Origin of the sequence: Alkalibacterium olivapovliticus (assembly GCF_003003275.1) — a bacterium.
Lineage (GTDB): Bacteria > Bacillota > Bacilli > Lactobacillales > Carnobacteriaceae_A > Alkalibacterium > Alkalibacterium olivapovliticum.
The window spans coordinates 1-14,342 of the sequence record NZ_PVTO01000011.1; the positions used below are offsets into that span (position 1 = coordinate 1).

At 33.8% G+C, this 14,342-nt stretch carries 10 protein-coding genes; all 10 read left to right on the forward strand.

Annotation, left to right across the window (positions count from 1 at the left end; translation table 11 throughout):
* Positions 1-374 precede the first annotated feature (374 nt).
* The 10 genes from CLV38_RS06775 (at position 375) to CLV38_RS06820 (ending at position 14,341) form a co-directional block, all read left to right on the forward strand.
* Positions 375-1,268 carry a DUF7916 family protein gene (locus CLV38_RS06775; protein WP_106193186.1) on the forward strand — a complete coding sequence of 298 codons (894 nt, stop codon included), beginning with the start codon at positions 375-377 and terminating at the stop codon, positions 1,266-1,268.
* Positions 1,269-1,588: 320 nt separating this feature from the next.
* The gene (locus tag CLV38_RS06780) at positions 1,589-2,443 is read left to right on the forward strand and encodes a metallophosphoesterase (protein ID WP_170068838.1); all 855 of its coding nucleotides are present in this window, start codon (positions 1,589-1,591) and stop codon (positions 2,441-2,443) included.
* Between the two features lie 125 nt (positions 2,444-2,568).
* Positions 2,569-4,833, forward strand: a complete 2,265-nt coding sequence (locus CLV38_RS06785; protein WP_146129000.1) for a hypothetical protein — start codon at positions 2,569-2,571, stop codon at positions 4,831-4,833.
* A 408-nt stretch (positions 4,834-5,241) separates the two neighbouring features.
* Entirely contained in the window at positions 5,242-6,096 is an 855-nt protein-coding gene (locus CLV38_RS06790; protein WP_106193194.1) for a metallophosphoesterase, read from the forward strand.
* Between the two features lie 388 nt (positions 6,097-6,484).
* Complete coding sequence (locus CLV38_RS06795) at positions 6,485-7,477, forward strand: glycosyltransferase family 2 protein (protein WP_106193197.1); 993 nt, start codon at positions 6,485-6,487, stop codon at positions 7,475-7,477.
* Between the two features lie 1,264 nt (positions 7,478-8,741).
* A complete protein-coding gene (locus CLV38_RS06800) occupies positions 8,742-9,485 on the forward strand; it encodes a YveK family protein (protein ID WP_106193200.1) in 744 nt (247 codons plus the stop codon).
* Between the two features lie 17 nt (positions 9,486-9,502).
* Positions 9,503-10,192 (forward strand): CpsD/CapB family tyrosine-protein kinase, encoded by a 690-nt coding sequence (locus CLV38_RS06805; RefSeq protein ID WP_106193204.1) that lies wholly within the window; start codon positions 9,503-9,505, stop codon positions 10,190-10,192.
* An 88-nt stretch (positions 10,193-10,280) separates the two neighbouring features.
* Positions 10,281-11,678 carry an O-antigen polymerase gene (locus CLV38_RS06810; protein ID WP_106193207.1) on the forward strand — a complete coding sequence of 466 codons (1,398 nt, stop codon included), beginning with the start codon at positions 10,281-10,283 and terminating at the stop codon, positions 11,676-11,678.
* A 44-nt stretch (positions 11,679-11,722) separates the two neighbouring features.
* Complete coding sequence (locus CLV38_RS06815) at positions 11,723-13,129, forward strand: lipopolysaccharide biosynthesis protein (RefSeq protein ID WP_146129001.1); 1,407 nt, start codon at positions 11,723-11,725, stop codon at positions 13,127-13,129.
* Positions 13,130-13,210: 81 nt separating this feature from the next.
* Entirely contained in the window at positions 13,211-14,341 is a 1,131-nt protein-coding gene (locus CLV38_RS06820) for a glycosyltransferase family 1 protein (RefSeq protein WP_106193212.1), read from the forward strand.
* The last annotated feature ends 1 nt before the right edge of the window (position 14,342 follow it).

The following is a 14,342-nucleotide window of genomic DNA, read 5'->3' on the forward strand; positions in this document are numbered from 1 at the left end:
AACAAACAAGAGAATCGTAAGAAGGTTCATTTAGTTAAAATCTACTTCGAGAACGCACTATTTTGTAGAAAAATTCCCAATTTTTCCAAGAACGATTAATTTATTCAAGAAACCAGCTTAAATTATAGAGGTATGAATTATTCAGGAGATTTCAGGTGTAAAAAAATATAGAAAACCAACTAAACAAGATAACTAAGTCAAAAAGCAGTTAAACTTCTTAAGGACTGTTCTATTCGTTAGAAGTTTTAAAAACTGGTGCATACTTGCTTAGATTAAGCTAATCTAAGCAAAAAAACATTTCATTTTTTATCATTTGAGTATGATATAGCAAAAAGACTATAATGGAATGAGAACATACATCAGGGGGTAATCATATGGTCAAACGACTGTTAAACTGCTACGCAAGTGATTTTGAGAAAATGTCAAAGGAAGATTTGAAACAATCAATTAAAGCAAGTGAAGGCAGAACGATTTTATCGGAGAACGTAGTCAGTGTCTCAGCTTCACCTGGTCTGACGAATTCAGAAATTGCACGAGCATTTGGAGCAGATCTAATTTTGTTAAATGGATTGGATTTGATGCATCCAGAGATAAGTGGGATTGAAAATCAGTCACAGCCTATTAGCTATCTTAAAAAACTAATCGGCAGGCCTGTAGGTGTGAATCTGGAACCAGTGGATGAGTCTGCAGCAATGGCTGAGGATAAACTTGAAATTTCAAAAGGGAGGCAAGCTTTTCAGGAAACATTTGAGAAAGCTAATGAACTGGGATTCGATTTTATTTGTCTGACTGGAAACCCCGGCACAGGTGTCAGCAACACTGAAATTAATAAAGCATTAAAAGTAGCCAAAGAAACATTCAAGGGTCTGATCATCGCGGGGAAAATGCATGGGGCAGGAGTAAGTGAGTCCGTTGTTGACCTGAAAGCTATTGAAGAGTTTATCTCTAATGGAGCTGACATCATTTTACTTCCGGCAGTTGGAACCGTTCCAGGAGTTACATCAGATATGATTATAAAAGCTGTACAGTTAGCTAAAGCTAACAATGTGCTGACACTTTCTGCAATTGGGACTAGTCAGGAAACTTCGGATCCATCTACGATAAGAGACATTGCACTTATGAATAAAATCGCAGGTGTTGACATTCAACATATTGGAGATGCAGGATATGGAGGCATTGCTCCATATCAGAATATTATTGAAATGTCCAAAACCATTCGTGGTGAAAGACACACACTTGCACGTATAGCTGGGTCTAATGAAAGGTAAAAGATGAAGCCAGTAAAATAAAAAAATGCTTTTTCAATGATGGTTTATCCAAAGAAGATTTTACCAAATCAGATTGAAAAGCTAATAAATGTTTTACTTAGCTGTAAGTTTTAAATTCTCTGATTAGGAAGGAAAGAGCGCAAGTAGGGACACAAACTTTCTTGCAATCTCTTCTATAAAATTATTATTAAATGCTATGGAACTTTTTCTATTATCTAGATCAAAAAAAGAGTATAGTAGTATGCATACCGTCAATAGTAGTAAATATAGTTGGCTAGAATTACATTGACAAATAAGTTTTTAGAATTAGGGGTTTAGAATTGAAGAAGTCGAAAAAAAAGGTTTTATTTATTATTCTATTTCTAATAGTGATTATTGCAGGTTATTTATATTGGCAGAATAACTCTATTGAGGTCTCTTACTACAACTTTTCAGATACATCTATTCCAGCAGAATTTGATGATTATAAAATTGTTCAAGTTTCCGATCTTCATAATAAGGACTTTAAAAATCAGTTAACAGAAAAGGCAGAGAATGAAAGGCCTGATATAATAGTTGTTACCGGAGATGTGATTGATCGCAATCGAACGGATATCCCAATAGCAGTAGAAGCACTCGAAGATTTAATTGAAATCGCACCCGTCTATTTTGTAACAGGAAATCACGAAGTAGCATCTGGTGTGTATGATGATTTGAAAATTGAGATGGATCGAATTGGTGTAATCAATCTGGATAATGCTCATGACACTATTAGGATTAATGAGGCAGAACTTGGATTGATTGGAATAGAAGATCCGCTTCTATTACTGTTAGAAGACGTTGAGGCAGCCGGTTCTGCGGATGTTCTTTTACATCAAAATATCGAACAACTCTACGAAGACGTCGATACGGATTATACTATGTTAATGTCTCATCGCGCAGAACTCATGGATATTTATTCTGAGACACCTGTAGATTTGGTACTAACCGGTCATGCACACGGGGGGCAGATCCGATTGCCATTAATAGAAGGGGTGTTTTCTCCTTCTCAAGGATTTTTCCCACAATATACTAATGGTGTATATGAGCAGAGAGAGACTCATATGGTTGTCAGCCGTGGGTTAGGGAATAGTATATTTCCTTTTAGAATTAACAACCGTCCGGAGTTAGTTGTCATTATACTTGAATCAGAATAGCACTGTATTATTTATGAAAGTTCAATATATTATAAATTTGTATATAAAGGATACTGCCAGTCATAATACTAATAAAAATTTAAAATTTTTTAAAGTTAGAGCCACTATTACTTATGGAACGAAAAATGTCATTACAGCGACAGTCCATGTTTTATGATAATGAATCAAACTCTTTCATAGGGGAATGGAAAATTTCCCGCAGTGACTTAAGTGGGGAATGGATACCGGAATACATTGAACATTGGTCAAGCCAGAGTTGGTTTTATCATCAATTTGTTACAGATATAGTGATGGATTCACATATGGTGAATGTTACAGCTGATAGTACTGAAATAGAACAACCTGATATCAAATTGAATAATATTAGAGCAGAAAAAAATGAAGCCCCTATTAATTCTTCTAATACTATTTTTATGGATATTGAAAGTGCTGTTTCAATTGACTATTTTCTATTAACGTTATATGGAACGCATGTAGATCATCCTGTAACTTATAATCACGAAACGGGAGAGTTCCAAGCAGTTATTCACTTGCATGAAACGTATACTGATACTATAGAGTTTAGTCAACTGACGGCTGTTATAGGTAATGACTATTATATTATTGATACAAAAGATGTTGATTTAAGCAATGTCAGTATTAAGCTTTTAGATGCTGAAGATACGTCAGATGATGAAGATGGTTCAGAAGAATATATCGCTCCAGTAATGGATACAGACTCTTTAACTATTCTTGACTCAATTGTAAAAGCCGGAGAGCCTGTAACAATAACTGTTCCGATCAGTGAGTATCATAAGGTTTCTAATGCAAGTATCATGTATGTAACACCACTATCGAACGGATACGTTTCTGTCGACTTTATTTATAATACAGATACAGAATTATTTGAAGCAGTCATAGAAACAAATGAAACGTTAGAAAGTGGATTGTGGAGAGTTGAGAGTATATCTATGTGGGATACTGATTATAACTACTCAGGTATTGATCCTTGGGATGGGGATAGTTATGATATTTTGAAGAAGCTCAGTTTTATTTTAGAGGGTGGAGTTAAATCTGGATACAGACCTTCTCTAGAGTTGGCAGCGATTGATATTGAAGGGTCTAATTATACCCCTGGTGAAACTGTATCGATTAGTGTAGAGACTACTGAAAGCACATATGAGTTCATTACACTTTATTATCGCTTACCAGTCAGCGGTATCTTAATGCCAGTGAACCTTATGTATAATCAAAACTCAGGTAATTATGAAGGACAGGTAGCTATTTCTGAGAATTCAGAGTCAGGTAGATGGTTAATAGAAAAAGTAGGGGCAGATGGTAATGAAGACAGTTTCAAATCAGATATTCGACTATTAGCTGATGGTGGTTTTAGAGTACTAAATACCAGTGTAACTTATCAGATGCCTACCGTCAATCAAGAGAGCTATACAGCTTCTTTTGATGAGAAAACAGGTAGCTTGAGAATTGAAACTGAAGCTACAGATTCTAATTTGGTTAGAACAATGTATGCAACTTATGCTGATCTTAATAATGATGAAATTTATGTTATCCAGTTAGAAAAAAATGGAAACTCTTCTACTTATGTCGGTCAGATTGATTTACCACATGAAGTTGATATCAATTCGTTGATGATGACGAGTATTGAAATAATAGGGTACGAAGGATATGTTATGCGAAGAGTAGTCAGTGATTTTGTTAATCCCTTTGGAGGAGTCGATACTGCCTTTGCAAGTGTTAGCCTAATCGTTAATGAAGAAGACGAGGTAGTTGAGGACGGTGAAGATGTAGAAGATTCTGAAGTGATTGATGAGACAGATGATTCTGAAGAATCTAATGATACATCTGAGCCAGTAGATTCTGAAAATGGAATTCCTGCGGAGGAAGAGACTGATGAATCAGTAGAAACAGATACACCGATTGACGAAGGTGTAGAGGATGTCGATGAACTTGAGAATTCTGAAGAAGAATCAGATTCTTCCGTTGAGACAGACAATGAAGAAGGTACCATTGAAAATGAAACACCTGGAAATGATGGCAACTCTGACACTATTGTTACTGATGAAAATAATAGTGAGAATAATAATGAAACCACACAGCCATCAATTGAAAATAATCAAGATACATCAGTTGAAGAAGAAACTACTGATGAGTCAGCAGCTGAAGAAGGTATGACTGATTCTGGAAATGACGAAGAGAATCAATCGACTGATAAAAGTTCGGTAGACGCTTCTGTAGATACTCCATTGCCCGCTAATACAGATGCTGAAAAGGTCGCATCCAGTGGAATGACTTTACCTAGCACTGCAACTGCAACATGGAGTATCGGATTAATGGGTCTTTTATCCGCTGCAGCAGGTACTGTATTAAAGGTTTCAAAGAAAAAACAATAGATTAGTAAAAACGATAAACTACAATTTGCTGAAAAGACACAGACGAGCTTTACGCTTATCTGTGTCTTTTTCACTTCATCAATGTAAGACGCCATGTCAAATGATGTTCTACCCAAAAATAGAGTATAATAAACCTAATAATACTACGGTCTGTTCAGTATAAATGATATATAAAATTAGGAACTGTAAAACTGTAGATTAGAACGAATTAATACAATTATGAATTTAAACTGAGCGCTGTACTTAATAAAGTATCTTTTCAGCAAATTCATCACCTTTACAATAGTGGTTCATGACGTATATTCTTAGTAAAACTAGGTGGGTAAAAGTCTATTATTTTTGTCGAAAATACAGTATAGTAGTAATATGAAATGAACAATATATCAAACTACTTAGGAGCTACAACTAGTGACAAGAAAACGTATCATATATTTAACTGCAGTTTTTCTGCTTATGATCACAACAGCAGGCTACCTCGTCTGGCAGAATAATGCAATCCAAGTATCTTATTTTGACTATTCAGATTCAACTCTTCCTTCCACGTTTGACGGGTTCAAAGTTGTTCAGGTATCGGACCTTCATAATAAAGATTTTGGAAACCAGCTGATAGATAAAGTCTATGACGAAAATCCTGACATTATAGTCGTGACTGGAGATGTCATTGACAGGACACGTACTGATGTACCAATAGCAGTAAATGCGATGGAAGAAATGGTTGAAATAGCACCTGTTTATTTTGTATCAGGGAATCATGAAGTGACATCTGAAGAATTTGATTTTCTGCAGTTAGAAATGGAGAGAATCGGTGTAATAAACCTCGATAATTCACATGAAGTTTTAGAAATTGATGGTAGTGAAATTGGACTGATTGGAATGGAAGATCCTCTCCTATTGTTGTACGAGGACATCGAAAGAGTTGGATCTGCAGAACTCTTACTTCAGTCAAGACTCGAACAATTATTAGAGGAGTCAGGAACAGAATTCAATCTTTTATTATCTCACCGTGCCGAATTAATGGAAGTGTACGCGGATTCAGCTGTAAATATAGTTTTAACTGGTCACGCTCACGGAGGGCAAATTCGAATTCCTTTTATTAATGGCATTTATGCTCCTTCTCAAGGGTTCCTTCCAGAGTATACTAGTGGGATGTACGAGCAGGGGGGAACATCAATGATTGTAAGTAGAGGACTAGGAAACAGTGTCTTCCCTTTGAGAATCAATAACCGTCCGGAACTTGTTGTTTTGACTTTAGAAGCTAGCTAATGAGTAAGTCTCAAAATAGCAATAGAGTAAAAAGTATTAAGGCATAATTGCCTTGATACTTTTTTTTGCAGTAAAGAGAAGAGGGGATGTGAATCGGAAAAAGGTAATGTTTTAAAGCACTATAATATAATGTCGATTTTAAATGTACGGGTTTTTTAACCATTTTAGTTGTGAAGTTTCTTAATTTGTTGTAGGCTGAATCACTTCAAAGGTTGCACTTAGGTCCTTATAGTAATATAGTTAATTCCAATAAGAGTAGGCATTATTAAATCTTTTTAAGTAAATTTGTCAACAGAAATACTATTACTCCATTTATATGATGAATAAAAGCTGAAAGTCAACGGAACATTACCGGGTGCGTTGAAATACTAAAAAGGAGAGGGACAGTATGAAAATTAGCGTAATACTTCCAATCTATAATGTGGCGGCATTTTTGCCTAAAAGTATTGATAGTCTGGTGAACCAGAACTACGACGATTATGAAATTATACTCGTAAATGATGGGTCAACGGATAGAAGTCGGGAAATATGTGAACGGTATCAAAAAAAATATGATAAAATCATTTTGGTTAATCAGGAGAATCAGGGTTCTGGAATTGCTAGAAATACTGGGTTGCAATTAGCGTCAGGAGAATACATATTTTTCTGCGATCCAGATGATTATATAACGGGAGAATTTTTTCAAAAAGTAGAGGATGTTACGGCCGATTATCCTGATTTGGTAGTATTTGGTTACTGGGATGAATTTACGAACAAAAAGAGAGTGGAGAAAGCATCCCTAACTTTTGACAAAGAAAAGAAAATGAATCAGAAGGAATTTAGAAAAGCCTTTAGTGAATTGTTTAAGATGAAAGTGATGTATACTTTGTGGAATAAAGTATATAAAAAAACGTTTCTTGAAGACTACAACATTTCTTTTGGAAACGCACCAATGGGACAAGACACACGGTTTAATCTGGATGTGTATAAAACAGTACAAGACGTTAAAATCGTACCGGATCAATTTTATCATTATGTACTTGAAAGACCAGGTTCTTCTACTCATAAATACAGAGATAACCTATTAATTCTTAAACTAGAAGAGCTGAAAAAATTGGAAGAATTATTAGTAATTTTCGATAAAGAAGATAAAGATTTAATAAAAATGGTGAAAAGCGATATCTTAGTAAGTAGTTGTAACAATATAGTGAACAGTGAATTACCTTTAAAGAGTAAACAGGAGATAATAGTCAAACTACTGAGTCTAAAAGAGTTTGATAACATATATGACACTAATCATTACATGAATTCTGTAAATAAATTTTTCCTGAGTAGAAAGTATATCAGGCCTTACATTATTTTTAAACAAGTGTATACTTATTCCCAGAATAGAAAAGGGTAATCTTTTTCGGATTATCTGCTATCCTGAATTTAAGCAGATTGCTGAATAGAAATAAAAAAACCAGAAGAAGAAAGACACCATAAGATTTATATACTCTTATGGTGTCTTTTCATTATAGGATTAGCAATGATAGTGGTCACATTTATTTATATATTCACTTGTCACAAATTGTATAAAATCTATCGCAATGCTGCTTCTAAATGTGTGGTATAAATAAAAGGATCAGGAGCAGTTTAAGGAAAGTTAGTCGTTGAAGTTTTCAAACGTTTTTCATTGCGACCCGGCTCACATTACTTATTAAGGAGGGGCTAGAATGCCCATTGTCATTATCTGGTTTTTTCTCAATATAATTATTCTTATATTCAATCATGGTGCTCAAGAAGACCGAAAATCAGGAAATAAATAACCTGATCACTATAATAAAGAGTTTAATACAGAAGCTCCATTTTTTCATTGAGGGTTTTGCTTGCAATTGTTTAAATGAAAAGTATAATGAACTCTATTAATAAGATTGAGTGTTCTAAATATTTAATTGTGATTAATTTATTAGAATGTTCATACTTGACAATTTAAAAGTTTATGAGTAAACTCTTAATTATATTAACCTCACTATAAGAAATCATCTTAGAACACCACATCCTACACTCTATTATATAGGCTAATTCTCAGATTAGTATATATACTTCTCTTAGTTGGATTCCCAACACAGTACACTTTTTCTTTTTTACACAATTATTTATAATAATTATAATCTATTTGTCATCAATTTTATTGTTTTTGTCTTACTTGTCGTACATCCCTCGTTTTTCTTTAATGGATAGTCCACCCTATATCCCAATATATTATCCTACCTAATTCATTGTATAGTCCTATATACAATCTTACCTTAATGTTTCTCATAACATCTCTATTAACACCCTTAATCCTCAAAATTCATCTGAATTTATTTAGTATATCCTTCTAGCTGTATCCTCATTTTTTATCTTCCTTAACTTCTTTTCAAAAATCCTACAGATTTTCACTCTAACATTATTCTTTACACTAAAAGATAGTTGAACCGTTATATCAAATCAGTAAAGTCATACCTTATCTTATAATCTAGTATTTTACGGGGTGATGCTATTTTACTATTCCAGTAATCCAGCATCTTTGTATTTAATGTTAAAATTTAAAGGATCTCGTTTAAACTTTTTGTATTTAGCTAATTTTATATTTAAAAATGTGATATAAGAAGATAGCTTTCCACAGTATAGGAGGAAATGATATGGATGAAGAAATCAGTTTATTAGAGTTTCTAAGTGTTTTAAGAAAGCGGCTTGGATTAATCGTAATAGGTACCTTAATGGGGATTCTTATTTTTACAGTTTATACCTTTTATATTGCGGTCCCTCAATATAGCTCAACGACTCAGTTACTGGTAAATCGTTCTCAGGAAACTAATGTAATTCAAAGAGCGGATATTGAAACTAATGTTCAACTGATAAATACTTACAGAGACATGCTGAGAAGTCCAGCAATATTAGATGGAGTGAGAGAAGAATTAAATTTATCCTATTCTAACCAGCAGTTGTTAAGTCAACTAAATATATCTAGTGAAAATAATTCTCAAGTCTTTTCCATTCAAATAATGGATCCTAACCCAACTAATGCAGCAATCATAGCTAATACAACGGCAAATGTCTTTCAGGATAAACTGAATGAAATTGCAAGTATGGACAATGTGACAGTTTTTTCTGAAGCCAATGCAAGTTCACAGCCTGTAAGTCCTAATCATATTTTAAACGTGTTAATAGGTTTAATCATTGGTGGAGTTTTATCTACAGTTTCTGCACTTTTGATAGAGTTCGCGGATAAAACAGTAAGAGAAGAGTCATTTATTACAGATAAATTAGGATTGATAAATTTAGGCAGTGTATCAGAATTAGTACCAGAAAAAGTAGAAAAGGACACACAGAAGAACAAGCCAGAGAGACTTCCAGACTCTTTAAGTGCACGAACAAAAATTTGATAGGGGATGTAATCATTATGAAGTTTAATAAAAAATCGGGCGAATTGAAAGAAAGGCCCAGATTAGTAGTAAATAATGAAGCAAATTCAGCCACATCAGAACAATTTCGCTCGATTCGGACGAACTTAAAATTTGCTGTAGTGGATAAAGATCTTCAAACCATTGTGGTTACATCAGCTACACCTTCTTCTGGGAAATCTACTATCTCAGCAAACTTAGCGGCAACTTTTGCTTCGGGAGATAAAAAAGTATTGCTGGTGGATGCTGATTTAAGGAAACCAACCGTACACACTACCTTTAATCTGAGTAATCAATATGGACTGACAACGTTATTGTCAGATCGAGAATCTGGATTAAACTCATTTGTTCAAAGCTCACAGATTAACGGATTATATGTTTTAACGAGTGGAATTATTCCACCAAATCCGTCTGAACTGCTTGCATCAAAAAAGATGTCTGAACTGTTATACGAAATGAAGTCCTACTATGACCTTATTATATTTGATACCCCTCCAGTGCTGTCTGTGACTGATTCTCAAATATTAGCCTCAGAAACTGATGGCGTTATCCTGGTTATTCCTATGGGTCAAGTGAAATCTGATGAAGTGTTTAAGGCGAAAACGTCCCTTGAGATGGTCAAATCGACTATACTTGGTGCCATTATGAATCGTGTCGAACTAAATCAAGATACCTATTACTATAGTTGAGCTCAGTAAGCGGGCTTCCAATATTTTAAGTGTCTTTTTAAACTAATAAATTATACGACTAAAAGTTTACAAAGAGGGGGGGATACTATTGAATCAATTGAGTATGAACAGGAAAATACTGATTCCAAATATTCTGCTTGCTGGAGTGCTATTGATTTATGTTCTAACATTCTTTAATAACCTTTCTTCACTATCAATAAATGTATATCTTACTTTTTTTATTAACTTTATAGTTGTTGTAGCAGGCATTTTGAAATGTGAGTTACCGATTTCTTTAAATAAAATTAATTGGTATTTTCTTTTAATATTTTTAGTGATCATTCCCTTCTATCAGTTAACTTCTGGATACGCTCCTCGAAATATGTTTTTAACTGAATACGAAATTATGTTTACTAACGTTTTAATACTGATATGGTGTATTGGCTATTATCTTAGCTATAATATGAAAAATGCCGAAATAAAAGTAATGACAGGCGATAGTTTAGTCTTACCACAATCAAAGTCGTTTTATTTGTTTTTAGTGGTCATTTCTATTGTCTGTCTTGCTTACGAATCTGCAACAACTGGCTTTGCTAATTTATTTATCAGAGGAACATCTGATTTTGACGATGATACATTTGGAATATTAATTTATTTTCTTACACGATCGATCCCTGCTATTAGTTTAGCCATCTATTTATGGACAATAAAAAAGAAAATAAGAATCTTTCCAAAATATCATATGGTTATTATAAGTCTCATTTTATTTGTTGTTACATTTATATTGAATAATCCGGTGACTCTATCCCGTTTTTTGATCGGAGCTATATATATGGGGTTATTGATTAGCCTATTTAATATATCTATTTTCAAAGGGAAACGATTTGATATCTTACTAATCTTTAGTATTGTTATCATTTTTCCTCTTATGTATGCATTGAAATTTTACACATTGGAACAGATGTTTTCTCCAGAATATACTCTTGAAATCAATAATTATAATTCTGTTGACTTTGACGCTTTTCAGATGATAGGCAGGACTATACGATTTGTTGAGACCTATGGTTATCAGTACGGAAGACAATTAAGAAGTGTCTTATTCTTCTTTATGCCTAGAGACATCCTGGATATTAAAGGTATACCTTCCGGACAGCTCGTAGCAACCATTCAAAATGTCTCATACACCAATTTATCCTCACCAATTGTGGCTGAAGGATTCATTGATTTTGGTATAGTCGGAGTCATTTTATACTCATTTGTATGTGGGAAAATAACTAAATTTTTTGATTATAAGACTTACACATTAAAAAAAGATTCGAACAATATTTATTTTATTGAAATTGCCTTTTCCTTTTTGATTGGGTACCTTGTCTATATTTATAGAGGGGCTTTGCAGCCAACATTCTTAAGACTAATGGGTTTTTTCCTTTTCTTAATCGTAATATATGCAGTTAATAAGACCATTCACTTTAAGAAAATTAAACCAATTAAAAATCTGATCAGGTAGTCTATTACTAATCATGATGACTAATTTTGAAAGAAGATGTTGACGTGATAAATACAGTGAAGAAAGATAATTATCTAAAGGCAGGAAGCTTATATTTAATAGGGAGTATCTTCAATAAAGGGATGGTTTTTCTGACTATACCCATCTTCACAAGAATACTGACTATTCATGAGTATGGTGTTATCAACACTTATCTGTCATGGGTTACTATTTTTGTCAGTATATTAGGACTGTCTCTGGATAAAGGCGTTATGATTGGATTCAGTGAATATGAGGAAGACATAGATGATTTCATGTCGACTATAACCATAATTACGTTACTCAACTCAGTGCTTATTTCTTTTTTGATTATAGCCGTTTTTTATTATTCCAATATTAATATTGGATTTAGTCTTATGATATTAGTTATTGCATTGTTCCAGGCAAGTTCCACTGCTGTTCTTAGAAATTATGACATATATTTAAAGTTTAGGTACGAGTATATTAAAAAATCAGCTCTTGAAATATTACCCAATCTGCTTACATTAGTCAGCGCAATTCTAATCATTGTTTATTTTTTAAATAATGAAAAACATTTAGGTAAAATCATTCCTCACTCAAGTTTTACGGTTATTTTTTCTATACTGGTCTTGAATCAGATTTTTAAAAAGAGTAAGGCATTCAACAAGACACATGCGAAGATTGCCTTGAGTGTTTCTATTCCTTTCATATTTCACGGTATGTCGATGACACTGTTGAATCAATCGGATCGAATCATGATCACATCACTAGTCAATGCCTCTGAAACGGGCATTTACAGTCTAATATATAATTTTAGTATGGCGGGTACAGTTATATTTCTATCTTTAAACAATGTCTGGCTACCATGGTTTACAAAAAATATGAAGGACAGAGCAATCGATAATATTAACGAGAAGGCAGCGGTCTTCCTTCTACTTATGACTCTGCCGACAGTAGGATTAATTCTCACAGCACCTGAGTTGTTAAGGATCATAGCCCCAGAAGAGTATTGGGGGGCAGATGTCAGTATACCTCTAATCATCTTATCCAGTTATCTAATATTTATATATTCTTTGTATATAAACATCGAACATATCCATAAAAAATCCAAATCCGTAGCGGTCAATACAATTGTAGCGACGGTCATCAATATAGGACTGAATTATTACATTATTCAACTATATGGTTACCACGGTGCGGCGGCTACAACATTTGTGTCATACCTGATCCTGTTCTATCTGCATTATCGCGGAGCTAGAAAGCTTGAGAGCGAGTTACTTCCATTAAAACTTTTAATTAAGCCTCTATTCCTTATCACCCTTAACGTACTGATTTATTATCTTTTTCTAGATGCATTTAGTGTAAGATGGTATCTGTTAATTTTACAAATGGGATATATTGCACTTTCGAATTTTGATAAACTAACAATTTTCTTCAAGAGAAAAGACTAAAGCACATCAAGTAGAATGGTCGTTGATTGGTCTCTAATTATGTTAATAGTCATGAAATGCTAAGGTGAGGAGATAGGAGAAATGGAGAATCTAAAAGTTGAGTTCCCTGTGCGTATTGGTCATGTTTTAGGAAAAATGAATGGTGCCGGGGTTGAAGCGATAGTAATGAATTATTATCGGCACATCGATAAAAGTAAAATACAATTTGACTTTATTGTAGATAGTGATTCTACTATGATTCCTCACGAAGAAATAAAAGCCTTAGGAGGAAAAATATTTATTGTACCCCCTTATCAGCAGCTTGTTAAGTATAATCATGAACTGATGACTATTTTTTTAAGAAACGATTATACAATTGTTCATTCGCATATCAATGCCTTGAGTGTTTTTCCAATGAAAGTGGCAAAAAAAGCGGGTATTCCTATACGGATTGCCCATAGTCACAGTACTTCAGCTCCAGGAGAAACTAAAAAAAATATCATAAAGAATATACTCAGACCTTTATCTAAAACTTACCCGACGCATTATTGTTCCTGTTCAAAGGGTGCCGGAGAATGGCTTTTTGGTAAAAAAGTGTATCAAAGTAGGAAATTGAATATAGTTAATAACGGAATTGAAATCAAAAAGTTTTTATATAACAGACAAGAAAGGGAAATCTTAAGAGAAGAGTTGGAACTAGACGATAAGTTCGTGATCGGTCATACTGGGCGGTTAATTTTCCAAAAAAATCAGTCATTTCTGATTAAGATATTATCTGAAATCATAACATCTATTCCGAATGCGGTGCTCTTGTTGCTGGGGGATGGAGACGATTATAATAAGCTGTTTAGATTGGCTGAAGATTTAGGCGTCAGAGATAAGATTCTTTTTCTGGGAAATAAGACAGATGTTCACCGTTACTATAATGCCATGGATATCTTCGCCTTTCCATCTCGTTATGAAGGGTTCGGCGTTTCTGCAATAGAAGCACAGGCTTCAGGTATGCCTGTAGTGTTATCTAATAAAGTACCAGAGGAAGCATGTCTCACAGATAACTGTTCAGTTCTCTCTATTGAAGAAGGCGTAAAGCCCTGGGTAGATTTAATTGTTCATTTAAAAGAGAATACAGATAGAAACCAAGACATACACTTTGAGGAGTTTGATATTTCTATTAATGCAGGAATGCTGACAGACTATTATTTCAATATCTCAAAAGAGAGAGTGATGAAATAAA

Excerpts from the sequence above, each read along its gene's own strand:
- CLV38_RS06775 (WP_106193186.1), top strand. The coding sequence starts at position 375 with ATGGTCAAACGACTGTTAAACTGCTACGCAAGTGATTTTGAGAAAATG.
- CLV38_RS06785 (WP_146129000.1), top strand. The coding sequence starts at position 2,569 with ATGTCATTACAGCGACAGTCCATGTTTTATGATAATGAATCAAACTCT.
- CLV38_RS06795 (WP_106193197.1), top strand. The coding sequence starts at position 6,485 with ATGAAAATTAGCGTAATACTTCCAATCTATAATGTGGCGGCATTTTTG.
- CLV38_RS06800 (WP_106193200.1), top strand. The coding sequence starts at position 8,742 with ATGGATGAAGAAATCAGTTTATTAGAGTTTCTAAGTGTTTTAAGAAAG.
- CLV38_RS06805 (WP_106193204.1), top strand. The coding sequence starts at position 9,503 with ATGAAGTTTAATAAAAAATCGGGCGAATTGAAAGAAAGGCCCAGATTA.
- CLV38_RS06820 (WP_106193212.1), top strand. The coding sequence starts at position 13,211 with ATGGAGAATCTAAAAGTTGAGTTCCCTGTGCGTATTGGTCATGTTTTA.